Genomic DNA, 14,647 nt, shown 5'->3' on the forward strand with positions numbered 1-14,647 from the left:
TACGTCGATTCTCGGACATTCACCGTCGCGTCGGTGGCAGGCCCTGACGGCTTCCGGGGGGTGATGGGCCACATCGAGAACGGGCGCGCCGGCGCCTCCGGCCGACCCCGGTCCCGGCCCGGGCGGACGGGTACGCGGAGCCCCATGATCCTTGGCCCGAGCTTCTGCGCACCGTGACACGGCGGCTGTGAGGATCGCCACGAAACGGACAATGGATCTTTTTAGCCTGCCAGAGTGGCGGTACGTAGGTCATGCGTTCTTTACGGGCAATTCCCGATAGAGACCACGAACCACCCCAGGGAGTGCCCCGTTGGCAGCCATCGCCCGATGGTGCATCACGCACCGCCTCGCCACCGTCCTGCTCTGGGCCGCTGCCCTGGTCGGTGTCACGGCGGCCGCCGGCCTCGCCGGTTCCGCGTACTCCAACGACTACGACGTCCCCGGCACCGAGTCGGGCCGCGCCACCGTGCTCCTCGACGAGGGCTTCCCCGGCCGGAGCGGCGACGGCGACACCATCGTCTGGCACACCACCCGGGGCAGCGTCCGCGCCGAGCCCGTCGAGGACCGGATGGCGGCCATGCTCGACGACGTCGCCCGGCTCCCCGGAGTCGCCTCCGTCACCAGCCCGTACGACCGCGCCCCCGGCCCCGGCGCGACCTCCGGCGCCGCCCGTGCCGCGGACGCGGCCCACGAGCCCGCCGGGCCGTCCTACGAACCCGGCCGGATCAGCGACGACGGACGCACCGCCTACGCCACGGTCGCCTTCGACCGGCCCGCCGGCGAGATCGCGCCCGACCGCATCGAGGCCGTGGTCGACACGGCCCGCGCGGCCGCGACCGACGGCGTCCAGGTGGAGCTCGGCGGCAGCGCCGTCGCCGTCACCGAGGCGCCGGCCTCCCACACCGCCGAGATCGTCGGCGTGGCCGTCGCCGCCGTGGTCCTCTTCCTCGCCTTCGGCTCGCTCGCCGCCAGCGTCCTGCCCATCGCCACCGCCCTGGTCAGCGTCGGCACCGCCTACGCGGGCATCAGCCTGCTGGGCCACGTGATGACGGTCGCCGACTTCGCGCCCATGCTGGGCATGCTCATCGGCCTCGGCGTCGGGATCGACTACGCCCTGTTCATCGTCACCCGCCACCGCAAGGGCCTCAAGCGCGGCCTCCCGGTCGCCGAGGCCGCCCGGAACGCCGTCGCCACCACCGGCCGGGCCGTCGTCTTCGCCGGCGCGACGGTCTGCATCGCGCTGCTGGGCATGCTGATCCTGCGCCTGGGCTTCCTCAACGGCGTCGCCATCGCGGCCTCGCTCACCGTCGTCCTCACCGTCGCCGCGTCCGTGACGCTGCTGCCCGCGCTGCTGTCCTTCATCGGCATGCGCGCCCTGTCCCGCCGCGAGCGGGCCCGGCTCGTCGAGCACGGCCCCGAGCCCGAGCTGCCGACCGGCTTCGCCGCCCGCTGGTCGGCGTTCGTCGAGCGCCACCCCAAGCTGCTGGGCGCCGTCGCCGCCGTCGTGATGCTGGTCCTCGCGCTGCCCACCCTGGGCCTGCACCTGGGCACCTCCGACCAGGGCAACAACCCGGCCGCCTCGACCACGCGCAAGGCCTACGACCTGCTCGCCGACGGCTTCGGCCCCGGTGTCAACGGCCCCCTCACCCTGGTCGCCGAGCTCGACGGCGCCGACGACCGGCTCGCCCTCGCCGCCCTCCCCGACGCCCTCCGGGCCACCGGCGGCGTGGAGACGGTCGGCCCGGTCACCTACAGCGGCAGCGGCAACACGGCCGTCCTCACCGTCGTACCGGACTCCGCGCCGCAGTCGGAGGCGACCAGCGACCTCGTCGACCGGCTGCGCGACGACGTCCTGCCGACCGCCGAGGAGGGCACCTCCCTCGAGGTGTACGTCGGTGGCGTCACCGCCGGGTACGACGACTTCGCGCAGGTCATCATCGGCAAGCTGCCGCTGTTCGTGGGCGTGGTCATCGCCCTGGGCTGTCTGCTGCTCCTGCTCGCCTTCCGCTCGATCGGGATCCCGCTGAAGGCGGCCCTGATGAACGTCACCGCCGTGGCCTCGGCCTTCGGTGTCGTCGTGGCGATCTTCCAGTGGGGCATGGGCAGCGAGCTGCTCGGCCTCGGCCGGGCCGGCCCCATCGAACCCTTCCTGCCGGTGATCATGGTGTCGGTGCTCTTCGGGCTCTCCATGGACTACCAGGTGTTCCTGGTGAGTCGGATGTACGAGGAGTGGCTGGAGACCGGTGACAACCGGCGGGCCGTACGCGTCGGTCTCGCCGAGACGAGCCGGGTCATCAACTCCGCCGCCGTGATCATGATCGCCGTGTTCCTGGCGTTCGTCCTCTCCGGGGACCGGGTCATCGCGATGTTCGGCATCGGACTGGCGGCCGCCGTCGCCCTGGACGCCTTCGTCCTCCGTACGCTCCTGGTGCCCGCCCTCATGCACATGCTCGGCGGCGCCAACTGGTGGCTGCCGGGCTGGCTCGACCGCGTCCTGCCCCGCATCAGCGTCGAAAACCCCGAGTGCCACGATTCCGAGCGTGCGAAGATCCCGTGGCAGCGCGCGAGCGACGACGGGCAGCTCGTGCCATAGCGGTGGAGGACCACGACGGTGTTCGCGATATCCCTGGGTGACGACGGAGCCGAGCTGCGGCCGCTGGAGCCGTGGCAGGCCGAGGAGTACCTGGCCCACATGGACCGGGGCAGGGACTACATCGGGCAGTACGTCGCCCTCCCGACCGTCTGTACCGACCTCCCCTCCACCAGGGCCTTCCTCCAGGCGTACGCCGACAAGGCGGCCTCCGACACGGGCCGGATCCTCGGCATCTGGCTCGACGGCACCCTCGTCGGCGGGGTCCTGCTGCGGGTCATGGACACCGCCGCCGGCACCTGCGAGGCGGGCTGCTGGCTGGAGCCCTCGGTGTCCGGCCGGGGCCTGGTCACCCGGGCGGTCCGCGTGCTGATCGACTGGGCGGTGACCGAGCGCGGGATGCACCGTGTCGAGTGGCAGGTCTCGTCGGCGAACACCGCCAGCATCAACGTCGCAAAGCGCCTCGGCATGACCAAGGAGGGCGTGCTCCGCGAGAGCTACCCGTACCGGGGCGTACGCCACGACATGGAGGTCTGGTCCGTCCTCGCGCCCGAGTGGCGTGCGGCACGCGGCGGGGCGCGGGACGCTTCGCGTTAAGGGGCCTCTCAGAAACGGTACCTAGCGTGCCGGGCATGAACCCCACCAGGACGAACCCCGGCACCACCGGCTCCGCCCCCGCGGAGCCCGACGACACCAGGGCCCCGACGGCGAAGGCTCCCGCGGCGGCGACGGCCACCACCGACGGCCCGCGCGAGCACGCCCCGGACGACGACGCCACCCGCACCCACGGGCCCGCCGGGTCCGGGTCCGGCGAAGACGCCTTGGACGCCCCGGACGACGACGACGCCACCCGCGCCGCCCCGGACGACGACGCCACCGGGGACGCCTCCCGGCCGGCGTCCGGGCCGGGAGGCGTCACGGGCGGCCTCGCCGCCGCGGCGGCGGCCGTCGTCGCCACCGCGCTCGGCCTCGCCTCGCTGACCGGCACCTGGCCGGGCCGCGTCGCCGCCGAGCGCGAGACCCTCGTCGGACAGATCGCCACCTCCCGGACCGGCTCCGCCACCCAGCAGATCTCCGAGATCTACGGGGACGCCTGGCACACCACCGCCTTCGTCAACGGCCTGTTCGCCCTCCTCGCGCTGCTCACCGGTCTCGTCGTCCTCACCCGCCCCCGGCGCCCCCAGTGGGTCGGCGCCGTGGCCCTGGCCGGTGCCGTGCTCGGCGGCCTCGGCCTGCTGCTGTCCGCCGGCATGTACGCCGACCTCTTCCTCCCGCTGCCCGGCACCGGCGCCTAGGGGGTGTCTCGCCGATCGTGCCGGGCTCACGGCGCCCGGCAAGTCACTCCCTAGGGCACTCCCCGGGCCCTCCTGAGGTACCTCAGGACGCGCCTAAGGAGCCCCCGCCACCCACAATGCGGCACTCTCCCGATGTGGCCGGACCCCCTGGGGAACGAGACTCGAGGCATCAAGGGAACGCCCCGAACACACCAGGGAGAGAACGATGTTCGCGTACGAACTCCAGCAGGCCCGTCACGCCGAGCTCATCCGCCGGGCCGACGCCCAGCGGCTCGCCAACCGCGCCCGGGCCGCCCACAAGGCCGGCCGGCTCCTCGGCCGCCGGTCCGGGCGCCACGCCGCCGAAGGGCAGGTGAACACCGACCCCGGCCGCTTCACCACGGCGGCCTGACGGCCGGCCGGCACCCACGCCATGGCCGTCGTGCCGAAATCCGGTGCCCCGCTGTCGGAAGGCTGTGCGATGCTCGGCCACGTGGAGAACAGGTCCGTCAGCCCCGTGTTCGTCGGCAGAGCCGGTGAACTGACCACCCTCACCGAAGCGCTCTCCCGCGCCACCGCGGGAGAGCCACAGGCGTTGCTCGTCGGAGGCGAGGCGGGGGTCGGCAAGACCCGCCTGCTGGAGGAGTTCCTCGGCGAGGCGTGCGCCCAGGGGGCCGTGGTCGCGGTCGGAGGATGCGTCGAGATCGGCGCCGACGGACTGCCGTTCGCGCCGTTCTCCACCGCGCTGCGCGCCCTGCGCCGCACCCTCCCCGACGAGCTCGCCGCCGCCGCGGAGGGCCAGGAGGGCGAACTGGCCCGGCTGCTGCCCGAACTGGGCGACGCGGCCGGGCCCGAGCCGTACAACGAGGACAGCACCGCCCGGCTGTTCGAGCTGACCGTCCGCCTCCTGGAGCGCATCGCCGCCGACCGCACGGTCGTCCTCGCCCTGGAGGACCTGCACTGGGCCGACACCTCCACCCGCCACCTGCTCGCGTACCTCTTCCGCACCCTGCACCGCGGCCGGCTCGTGGTCGTCGCCACCTACCGCGCCGACGACATCCACCGCCGCCACCCGCTGCGTCCGCTGCTCGCCGAGCTGGACCGGCTGCGCACGGTCCGCCGCATCGAGCTGCCCCGGTTCAACCGCACCGAGGTGCACCGCCAGTTGACCGGCATCCTGGCCGCCGAACCCACCGCCGCGCTCGTCGACGACGTCTTCCGCCGCTCCGACGGCAACGCCTTCTTCGTCGAGGAGCTCGTCGTCTGCCAGGAGGGCGGCGGCGAGCCGGGCGGGCTGAGCGAGTCCCTCCGCGACCTGCTCCTCGTGCGCGTGGAACGGCTCTCCGAGGACGCCCAACGGGTCGTCAGGACCGTTGCGGAGGGCGGCTCCACCGTCGAGTACGGCCTGCTCGCCGCCGTCGCCCGGCTGCCCGAGGACGACCTCATCGAGGCGCTGCGCGCCGCCGTCAACGCCAACATCCTGCTCGCCGTGCCCGACGGCGAGGGTTACCGCTTCCGCCACTCCCTGGTGCGCGAGGCCGTCAGCGACGACCTGCTGCCCGGCGAGCGCTCCCGCCTCAACCGGCGCTACGCCGAGGCGCTGGAGGCCGACCCCGGTCTCGTGCGGGCCGACGAACGCACCACCCGGCTCGCCAGCTACTGGTACCACGCGCACGACGCCGCCAAGGCCCTGCCCGTCGTCCTGCGGGCCGCCGTCGAGGCCCGCAAGCGGCACGCCCACGCCGAGCAGATGCGCCTGCTGGAGCGGGCCATGGAGCTCTGGGACGACGTGCCCGAGGACGTCCGCGCCTCCCTGCGGCCCATCGACTACGCCGAGGCGTACCCGGCGTGCGGCTGCCCCGAGACCACCCCGCTGCGCTACCTGGACCTGCTGGCCGAGGCGGCGGTGGCCGCGCGGCTGTGCGGCGAACGCGAACGGGCCCTGAAGATCGTCAAGCGGGCGCTGCGGCTGCTGGACGAGGAGGGCGACCCGGCCGCCGGCTCCGCCGACAAGGACCCCCAGCGCGCGGCCTGGTTCTGGACCGAGCGCTCCCGGCTGATGTCCAACCTCGGGCGCGGCGACGGCTGGACCGAGATCGCCACCGCCCAGGAGCTGGTGCGCGGTCTCCCGCCGTCCGCCGTCCACGCGCAGGTCCTGGCGGTGGCCGCCGGCTGGGGCATGCTGCACGCGCCCGGCCTGGAGAGCCTGGCCGCCGCCGAACGGGCCGTCGAGTACGCCCGGCTGGTCAAGGCCGAGCCCATCGAGCTGAACGCCCGGCTCACCCTCGGCGGCCTCATGGTCGACTCGGGCGACGTCGAAGCGGGCTTCGCCGAGATGTACGCGGTGCTGGAGCGGACCCTCGACCTGTGCCTGCGCACCGAGTCCGGACGCGCCTACGTCAACATCTCCTCCTGCCTGGAGGGCGTCGGCCGCTCCCGGGAGGCGGTCCGGATCGCCACCGAGGGCGTGGAGTTCTCCCGGAAGCGGGGGCTCCTGGACAACAAGGCCTGGGTCCTCGGCAACCTCGTCGAGTCCCAGATCTCGCTGGGCCACTGGGACGAGGCCGCCGAGGGCGCCCAGCGGCTCCAGCGCGTCGCCTACAGCTCCAGGCCGCGCGCCGGGGCGCAGTTGCGGCGGGCCCAGCTCGCCGGGCTCCGGGGCGAGCTGGAGGTCTGCGCCGAGTACGCGGCCCGGGCCCGGGAGACGTACGGCACGCACGATCCGATGCACCAGTACCTGCTGCCCCTGGCGCAGACGGAGCTGGGGATCGCCGCCGCGCAGGGCCGTCTCGCCGACGTGCGGACGGGCCTGGTCGAGGCGGCGGGACGCGGCTTCCCGATCGGCAGCCAGCGGTACGCCTGGCCGCTGCTGCTCACCGCCGCCACGGCCGAGGCGGAGGCCCGCGGGCTGCCCGCGGCGGCGGAGGGCCGCGCCGAGGCGGTGGCGCTGATCCGCTCGTACGCGCGGCAGCTCGCCACCCCGGTCCCGGTGTGGCGGGCCCACGCGCTGTTCACGGCCGCCGAGCTGGCCCGCGCCGAGGGCCGGGACGACGCCGACCGGTGGGCGGAGGTGGTGGACGCCTTCGGCCCCCTGGAGCGCCCCTACGAGCTGGCCCGCGCCCGGCACCGCTGGGCGGACGCCCTGCTCGCCCGGGGCGGCAACCGGGACCGGGCCGCGGAGCTGGCCCGCGAGGCGCACCAGGTCGCCGTGCACCTGGGTGCCCGTCCCCTGCGCGAGGAGCTGGAACTGCTGGCGGCCCGGGCCCGCCTGTCCCTCACGGCCCCGGCGGCCGTCCCGGCACCGGAGCCGGACGGCGAGGGCTTCGGGCTCACACCCCGCGAGCAGGACGTGCTCCGGCTGGTCGCGGTGGGCCGCACCAACCGGCAGATAGCCGAGGAGCTGTTCATCTCACCGAAGACGGCGAGCGTGCACGTCTCCAACATCCTGGCCAAGCTCCGCGTCTCGGGCCGCGGCGAGGCCGCCGCCCTCGCCCACCGCCTCCGCCTGCTCCCCGAGGTTCCCGTCTGACACCGCCGGCCCCGCCGCACGCGCCCGGCGTGCACCCGCACCCGGCCCACCGGCCCGGCGCCCCCGAGGGGCTCAGGAGCCGGAGGGGCGGGGCGCGCGGATGGTGACCGTGCCGGACGCGAGGTCTATGGGGCCGCGGGCGGGGTCGCCGTCATTCTGGTCCTCCCGCGTCAGCTCCAGCCGCCGTTGCTCGTCGTCCGTGTGCTTGCGGCCCGGCGCGAAGAGTTGCTCCATCATGTTGAACACTGGCTGCCACCTCTCAGGTCACCTCCAGGCGGAGGATCCGGTCGTCTCCCGCCTCCGGTGTGCCCCGGCCGTCCGTCTCGCTGGTGACCAGCCACACCGCGCCGCCGCCCGCCGCCAGGACCGTGCGCAGCCGGCCGTACCGCTCCTGGAGGAACGGCTGGGGGGCCGCCGAAGGTTCCGCCCCCGCCAGCGGGACCCGCCACAGCCGCTCGCCCCGCAGTCCGGCCACCCAGACCGAGCCCTCCACGACGGCGATGCCGCTCGGGGAGGCGTCGGCGGTCTTCCACTGGGCCACCGGGTCGGCGAAGCCGGGCCGGCCCTCCTCGCCCTCCACCTTGGGCCAGCCGTAGTTGCCGCCCGGCCGGATCAGGTTCAGCTCGTCCCAGGTGTTCTGCCCGAACTCGGCCGCCCACAGCCGCTTCTCGGAGTCCCAGGCCAGCCCCTGCACATTGCGGTGGCCGTACGAGTAGACGACCGAGTCGGCGGAGGGGTTGCCGTGCACCGGCCGGCCGTCCGGGGTCATCCGCAGGATCTTCCCGCCCAGGGAGGCCTTGTCCTGGGCCAGGCCGGTGTCACCGGTCTCGCCCGTGCCCGCGTACAGCATCCCGTCCGGGCCGAAGGCGATCCGCCCGCCGTTGTGGATCGACCCCTTGGGGATGCCCCGCAGGACCGTGTCGGGCGCCCCGAGCTGCTGGCCGGGCGGTCTCTTCTCGTCGTACAGCATGCGGGCGATGCGGTTGTCGGACTCGGTGGTGAAGTACGCGTACACCAGGTGGTCCGAGGCGTACGACGGCGACAGCGCCAGCCCCAGCAGCCCGCCCTCGCCCGCGGGGGCCACCCCCGGCACCGAGCCGATCACGGTTTTGGCGCCGCTCTCCCCGTCGACCCGGGTGATCGTCCCCTCGTCGCGCGAGGAGACCAGCAGGTCGCCCTCCGGCAGGGCGGCCAGGCCCCACGGCGACTTCAGCCCCCCGGTGAGCGTGGACACGACCTTCACCATGCCCTTCGCGGGCGGACCGGAGGGCCCGGAGGGGGACGGCGACCCCGACGGCGATCCCGACGGCGGGGCGGAGGCGGCGGGCGGCGACCCCGGGCTCCTCGCGCCCGCGGGGCGCCCGCCCCCGTCCGCCGAGCACCCGGTCGCGAGGAGCAGGGCGCCGGCGGCCAACACGGCCGTCACAGCAGGACGTTGCACAGTTCCGATCCCTTCAACGGCGTGTGAGCTGCGTGCCCACCCTTGATACACCGCCCGGGCCGGTCACCGCCGAGGGTCCGGCGGGGGAGTCAGTCCCACGATCCGCGGGCCGGCGGCAGCGCGGCGATCTCCGCGAGGTCCTCGGCGGTCAGCGACAGCTCCGCCGCCCGCGCGTTCTCCACCGCCCACCGCTCGTGCTTCGTCCCCGGCACCGGTACGACGTGCCGACCCCGTCCCAGTACCCAGGCCAGCGCCACCTGTGCCGGCGTGACCCCCGCCGCCGCACCGCCGTGCCGCTCCGCCACCCGGCGCAGGCCCACCACGAGCGGCTGGTTCGCGGCCATCATCTCGGCCGTGAAGCGGGGGTGCCGGGCCCGCAGGTCCTCGGGCTCGAACCCGCTGCCCGGGGTCAGCGTCCCGGTGAGGAAGCCGTTGCCGAGCGGCATCGCCGCCAGGAACCCCACGCCCCGCGACGCGCACCACGGCAGCAGCCGGCGCAGCGCCTCGGGCGACCACACCGACAGCTCGGCCTGCACGGCGCTCACCGGGAACACCTGCTGCACCCGCTCGAGCTGCTGAATCGTTCCGTCGTACAGGTCCGCCCGGGACGCCCCCGCCGCGCCCCGGCGCGGCGCCCTGACGGCCATCGCGCACAGCCCCAGGGCCCGTACCTTGCCCGCCGTCACCAGCTCCGCCATCGCGCCCCAGGTCTCCTCCACGGGCACCTCGGGGTCGGCGCGGTGGAGCTGGTAGAGGTCGATCACGTCCGTCTGGAGCCGCCGCAGCGAGGCGTCGCACGCCCGGCGCACGTACCCGGGCCGCCCGTTGGCCACGATGTGCTGCTCCCCGACGAGCAGCCCGCACTTGGTGGACACGAACGCCTCCGCCCGCCGCTCCTTGAGCACCCGGCCCAGCAGCAGCTCGTTGGTGAACGGCCCGTACATGTCGGCGGTGTCGAGCAGGGACACCCCGGCGTCGAGCGCGGCGTGCACGGTGCGCAAGGAGCGGTCACCACGCTGTCGCGAAGCGCTGTAGGCCCAGCTCATCGGCATGCAGCCGAGGCCGACCGCACCTACTTCGAGCGCCGTCGCCCCGATCGTCCTGCGCTCCAACTCCCCGTACCCCTCCTCGTGCCGCTCCCCAAACTAACCTCCTGACCATGACTGCTGACGTGTGGCTCCCCATTCCGGCCGACGAGATGGACGGGCTCCCCGCCCCTGCCGAGTCGGGCCTGACCTACCGCTTCTGGGACGGCGGCCCGGACTTCCCGGCCGATCCGGCCGACTGCGTGTTCTACGTGGTGCCGTACATGAAGGGCAGCGAGATCGCGGTGCGCCCGATGGCCGCCATGACCTCCGTACGCGTCGTCCAGACGCTCTCGGCCGGGATCGACCATGTGACGCCGGGGCTCGGCGTCCTGCCGTCCGGGGTGACGCTGTGCAACGCCAAGGGCGTCCACGAGGCCAGCACGGCCGAGCTGACGATCGCGCTGACCCTGGCCTCCCTCCGGGGCATCCCCGGCTTCGTGCGCGGCCAGGACGCGGAGGAGTGGCGGGCCGGCTTCTACCCGGCGCTGGCCGACAGGTCCGTGCTCATCGTGGGCTACGGATCGATCGGCGCGGCCATAGAGGACCGGCTCGCGCCCTTCGAGTGCGCGCGGGTGGCGCGCGTCGCGCGCTCCGAGCGCACCACTGCGCGCGGTCCAGTGCAGCCGCTCACCGATCTGCCCGCCCTCCTGCCCCGGGCGGACGTCGTCATCCTGTCCACGCCCCTCACCCCCGACACCCACCACCTCGTGGACGCCGCATTCCTGGCCCGGATGAAGGACGGCGCCCTGCTGGTGAACGTCGCCCGCGGCCCCGTCGTCGACACGGAGGCGCTGCTGGCCGAGACACGGACCGGCCGGATCACCGCCGCGCTCGACGTCACCGACCCCGAGCCGCTGCCCCCCGGTCACCCGCTGTGGCACGCGCCGGGCGTACTGATCAGTCCTCACGTCGGCGGTTCGACATCGGCGTTCATGCCCCGCGCGAAGCGTCTCGTCGTGGGTCAGGTCACCCGGTTCGCCGAGCGCGCGGAGATGCGGAACATCGTCCTCACCACCCCCTGACCACGCTCTGAAGCGAAATGGGCGCCCTCCGTGCCCATTAGCCTGATGATCGTCACGGAGCGTAGAGCACCCCTGTCCCTGAGTGACGATCCTGGTGTATCGTCCCGATCTGGGGGCCGCGTCGAGCATCAACCGGCGCTGGGGAGCGACGTGATGGCCGATCAGAATCCGAGGGGGGCGACGGGCGATGCACGGTCGATGGATGAACGAACCGGCGCGACGGGGCGGCCGACTGCGAGGCGTGACCGCCTCCCGGCCACCGGAGCCGACGCGGACGCGGCGGCAGCCGTCGCCGCACCACTTCGAGCCGCACACCGAGGTGTCCCCGTGAGCGCCCCGGGCGTGCTCATCGAGCGGCCGCCCGTCACCGGTGCGAGCACCGGCGGCACCACGAGCGGCAGTGCGGCGGGCGGTGGCGCGGCCGGCCGCGGCGCGGGCGGCTCCGGCGGCCTGGCGTGCCAGCTCCTCCTCGCCGCGCTGTGCGCGAGCTACGCGGCCGGTGCCGCCGTCGGCTGGGGCTCCGAGGAACTGGCGCTGATCATGGGCGACTTCGGCCTCAGCGCCGCCGCCCTGCTCGCCGCCGTCTCCTGCTTCGTGTACGCACGCACGCGTGGCAGCCGGTTCCGGCCCGCCTGGCTGCTGTTCGCCTTCTCCTCCGCGATGGCGGCCGGCGGCAACACCGTCTGGGGCTGGTACGAGGTCGTGCTCGAGCGCGAGGTGCCACAGCCGTCCTTCGCCGACCTGTTCTTCCTGCTCTTCGCACCGCCCGCCATCGTCGGGCTGCTCGTCCTCGCCAAGCGGCCGGTCACCCGCGCCGGATGGACCTGCCTCGCGCTGGACTCCTGGCTGATCGGCGGGTCGCTGCTCACGCTGTCCTGGAGCCTCGCCCTCGCCCACACCGCCCGCTTCGAGGGCGAGAGCGTCGCGCGGGCCGCGCTGTCGCTCGCGTACCCGCTCCTGGACATCGTGCTGGTGAGCATGGTGCTGGCGCTGCACTTCCGGCGCTCCCAGACCAACCGCTCCGCCGTCCACACCGCGATCGCCGCCCTGGCGCTGACCGTGCTGTGCGACGCCCTGTTCACCTCACCGCTGCTGCGCGAGCACTACCGCTCGGGCCAGCTCCTCGACGCGGGCTGGTTCGCCGGCTCGCTGCTCCTGGCCTACGCCCCCTGGGGCGCCAACCGCCTGGCCGAGAGCCAGGCCCCGGCGCGCGGGCCCCGTCAGGCCAGTCGTCCCATCGCCGGGTCGCTGGCAGCCCTCACGCCGTACCTGGCGGCGGCGGTCTGCACGCTCGGCATCCTCTACAACGTCATCGAGGACCGCACGGTGGACCGCGTCGTCGTCTTCACCGGATGCACGGTCGTGCTCGCCCTGGTCGTGCGCCAGGGGATCATGCTCCTCGACAACATCGCCCTGACCCACGAACTGGCCCAGAAGGAGAACCACTTCCGGTCCCTGGTGCAGGGCTCCAGCGACGTGATCATGATCGCCGCCCCCGACGGGGTGCTGCGGTACGTCAGCCCGGCGGCCTCCGGCGTCTACGGGCGGGACGCCGACGAGCTCATCGGCTCGGAACTCGCGGCCCTCATCCACCCCGAAGACCTCGGCGGCGTGGTCCACGAGGTCCGGCGCTTCCTGACGGCGCCCCCCTCCGAGGAGCCCACGACCCGCATCGAGTGCCGCTTCAGGTCCGGCAGGGGGGAGTGGCTCAACGTCGAGTCGACAGTCAACCGCCACCAGGGCGGGCTGATCTTCAACAGCCGGGACGTCACCGAGCGGGTCCGCCTCCAGGCGCAGCTCCAGCACAACGCGGAACACGACCCGCTCACCGACCTGCCCAACCGCGCGCTGTTCACCCGGCGCGTGCGCCAGGCCCTCAGCGGCCGCCGCGCGGGCGACGCGGGCACGGCCGTGCTCTTCATCGACCTGGACGGCTTCAAGGGCGTCAACGACCGGCTCGGCCACCAGGCCGGCGACGAGCTGCTCATCCAGGCCGCCCGCCGGCTCCAGGACTCGGTGCGGGCCGGGGACACCGCGGCCCGTCTCGGCGGTGACGAGTTCGCCGCCCTGATCCTCGGGGACGGCAGCCGCGACCCGTCGGCCCGCGAGCCGCAGGTCCAGGAGATCGCCGACCGGCTGCGGCTCACGCTCTCGCAGCCGTACCGGATCGAGGGCCAGGAGGTCCGGGTCGCCGCGTCCATCGGCGTGGCCTTCGCCGAGGCGGGCATCAGCGCCGGGGACCTCCTCCGCAACGCGGACCTCGCCATGTACCGCGCCAAGGCGGGCGGCAAGAACCGCGTCGAGCTGTACGCGCCCCAGATGCAGTCCGACGTCGTGCGCCGCACGGACCTGGCCCGCCGCAGCCGCCCCCCGTCACCGGACGGCGAGTTCGTGCTGCTCCACCAGCCCGTGGTGGACCTCGCCACCGGCCGGATCACCGCCGTCGCCGCCCAGGCCCGCTGGCGGTCCGCCCAGGGCATCCTGTTCACCCCGGGGGAGTACCACCGGGTCGCCGAGGACGCCGAGCGCACCGCCGAGGTGAGCGGCCGGCTCCTGGAGGAGGCCGTCGAGCAGGCCGCGGAGCGCGGCCGGCTCGGCCACCGGGTGCCCGTCACGGTCCGCTTCCCGGCGCGCCGGCTGGTGGACCGGTCCATGCCGCTCGGCACCGTCGAAGCCCTGCTCACCAAGTACGAACTCCCCTCCGGGTCGCTGATCATCGAGCTGGCCGACAGCGACCCCCGGATCTCCTTCGACGAACTGGAACAGCGCCTGGCCGGCCTGCGCAGGCTCGGGGTGCGCATCGCGCTCGACGGATTCGGCAGCGGATATGCCGCGATCAACGCGCTCCGGCGGCTCCCGGTGGACATACTGAAACTGGACAGGGGCCTGGTCGAGGGTGTCGTCGAATCGGCCCGGCTGCACAAGATCACGAGTGGGCTGCTCCGCATCGCCCGTGACCTCGGCATGCAGTGTGTGGCCGACGGGGTCGACATGCCGGAGCAGGTCCTGGCGCTACGCGCGATGGGGTGCACGCATGGGCAGGGAACGGCCTTCTCGGGCCCCCTGGACGAGTACCGGCTCCGCCGTGCCCTGGTGCGGGACGCGTTCCCGGTGCCCGGCGGGACCGTCCTGCCCGCGGTCTCCGGGGGCACCCGTCAGGGCACCCTCCCGGGCGTCCTGCCCGCCACCTTCCGCGGCACCCTCGTCGCGGGCGCCCGCCCGAGCGCCGTCCCCAGTGCCGTCCCGAGCGCCGCGCCCGGCGGCCCCCCGCCCGGCCCCGCGTCACCCGGCGCCGTGTCCGGCGGCACCCCGGCCGCCGGCACCCCGGCCGCCGGCACCCCGGCCGCCGGCACCCCGCCCGGCGGTACCCCCGGCGGCGTGCCCGGGGCCGGGTCCGGTGCCCGCCCCGGTGCCCTGCCGGGCGCCCTCGCCGGCACCGTGCCCCACGTCCTCCCGGCGCCCCTCCCGGTCGCCCTTCCCGGCAGCCTCCCGACCACCCTGCCGGGTGTCCTCCCGGGCATGCGTTCCCCCCACCCGTCCCGCTCACATAGTGAGACTCGCGTCCCACCCACTTGACACTGACGGTGCGCCGGAGGGAGGGTCATTGCCATGCGCACCCGAATTCTCGTACTTGGAAAGCGCGTCGGCTGAGCACGGCCCGATGACGGCCCTGCAGACCCACACCGGCGCGCTCCCCTCGCTT

Annotated in this window: 10 protein-coding genes; 7 read left to right on the forward strand and 3 right to left on the reverse strand. The window is 74.3% G+C overall.

The annotated features are described in order from the left end of the window. Nucleotides 1-310: 310 nt before the first annotated feature. The 5 genes from ACZ7LK_RS10355 to ACZ7LK_RS10375 all read left to right on the forward strand — a co-directional run bounded on the left by ACZ7LK_RS10355 (nucleotide 311) and on the right by ACZ7LK_RS10375 (nucleotide 7,393). On the forward strand, nucleotides 311-2,593 hold the full coding sequence (locus tag ACZ7LK_RS10355) for an MMPL family transporter (RefSeq protein WP_471139479.1): 2,283 nt from the start codon (nucleotides 311-313) through the stop codon (nucleotides 2,591-2,593). Between the two features lie 18 nt (nucleotides 2,594-2,611). Then, on the forward strand, nucleotides 2,612-3,187 hold the full coding sequence (locus ACZ7LK_RS10360) for a GNAT family N-acetyltransferase (RefSeq protein WP_392271882.1): 576 nt from the start codon (nucleotides 2,612-2,614) through the stop codon (nucleotides 3,185-3,187). Between the two features lie 35 nt (nucleotides 3,188-3,222). After that, the gene (locus tag ACZ7LK_RS10365; RefSeq protein ID WP_471139482.1) at nucleotides 3,223-3,885 is read left to right on the forward strand and encodes a hypothetical protein; all 663 of its coding nucleotides are present in this window, start codon (nucleotides 3,223-3,225) and stop codon (nucleotides 3,883-3,885) included. A gap of 205 nt (nucleotides 3,886-4,090) precedes the next feature. Then, a complete protein-coding gene (locus ACZ7LK_RS10370; protein WP_392271880.1) occupies nucleotides 4,091-4,276 on the forward strand; it encodes a hypothetical protein in 186 nt (61 codons plus the stop codon). A 69-nt stretch (nucleotides 4,277-4,345) separates the two neighbouring features. Continuing rightward, a complete protein-coding gene (locus ACZ7LK_RS10375) occupies nucleotides 4,346-7,393 on the forward strand; it encodes a helix-turn-helix transcriptional regulator (protein ID WP_469464460.1) in 3,048 nt (1,015 codons plus the stop codon). Nucleotides 7,394-7,465: 72 nt separating this feature from the next. On the opposite strand, the gene ACZ7LK_RS10380 is transcribed toward ACZ7LK_RS10375, so the two are convergent. The 3 genes from ACZ7LK_RS10380 to ACZ7LK_RS10390 form a co-directional block, all read right to left on the reverse strand. Then, entirely contained in the window at nucleotides 7,466-7,630 is a 165-nt protein-coding gene (locus ACZ7LK_RS10380; RefSeq protein WP_392271878.1) for a DUF6191 domain-containing protein, read from the reverse strand. A gap of 22 nt (nucleotides 7,631-7,652) precedes the next feature. Further along, nucleotides 7,653-8,819, reverse strand: a complete 1,167-nt coding sequence (locus ACZ7LK_RS10385) for a PQQ-dependent sugar dehydrogenase (protein WP_471139485.1) — start codon at nucleotides 8,817-8,819, stop codon at nucleotides 7,653-7,655. Nucleotides 8,820-8,923: 104 nt separating this feature from the next. Next, a complete protein-coding gene (locus tag ACZ7LK_RS10390; RefSeq protein WP_392271876.1) occupies nucleotides 8,924-9,946 on the reverse strand; it encodes an aldo/keto reductase in 1,023 nt (340 codons plus the stop codon). Nucleotides 9,947-9,993: 47 nt separating this feature from the next. Between ACZ7LK_RS10390 and ACZ7LK_RS10395 the strand changes: the two genes are divergently transcribed. Further along, the gene (locus ACZ7LK_RS10395; RefSeq protein ID WP_392271875.1) at nucleotides 9,994-10,944 is read left to right on the forward strand and encodes a 2-hydroxyacid dehydrogenase; all 951 of its coding nucleotides are present in this window, start codon (nucleotides 9,994-9,996) and stop codon (nucleotides 10,942-10,944) included. A gap of 327 nt (nucleotides 10,945-11,271) precedes the next feature. Beyond that, on the forward strand, nucleotides 11,272-14,520 hold the full coding sequence (locus ACZ7LK_RS10400; protein WP_471139489.1) for a putative bifunctional diguanylate cyclase/phosphodiesterase: 3,249 nt from the start codon (nucleotides 11,272-11,274) through the stop codon (nucleotides 14,518-14,520). Nucleotides 14,521-14,647: the final 127 nt, after the last annotated feature.

Source organism: Streptomyces sp. NPDC039423, from assembly GCF_055598725.1.

Bases quoted from the DNA above. Each gene is read 5' to 3' on its own strand.
- ACZ7LK_RS10380 (WP_392271878.1), bottom strand. From the start codon at position 7,630: ATGATGGAGCAACTCTTCGCGCCGGGCCGCAAGCACACGGACGACGAG.
- ACZ7LK_RS10395 (WP_392271875.1), top strand. From the start codon at position 9,994: ATGACTGCTGACGTGTGGCTCCCCATTCCGGCCGACGAGATGGACGGG.
- ACZ7LK_RS10365 (WP_471139482.1), top strand. From the start codon at position 3,223: ATGAACCCCACCAGGACGAACCCCGGCACCACCGGCTCCGCCCCCGCG.
- ACZ7LK_RS10375 (WP_469464460.1), top strand. From the start codon at position 4,346: ATGCTCGGCCACGTGGAGAACAGGTCCGTCAGCCCCGTGTTCGTCGGC.
- ACZ7LK_RS10370 (WP_392271880.1), top strand. From the start codon at position 4,091: ATGTTCGCGTACGAACTCCAGCAGGCCCGTCACGCCGAGCTCATCCGC.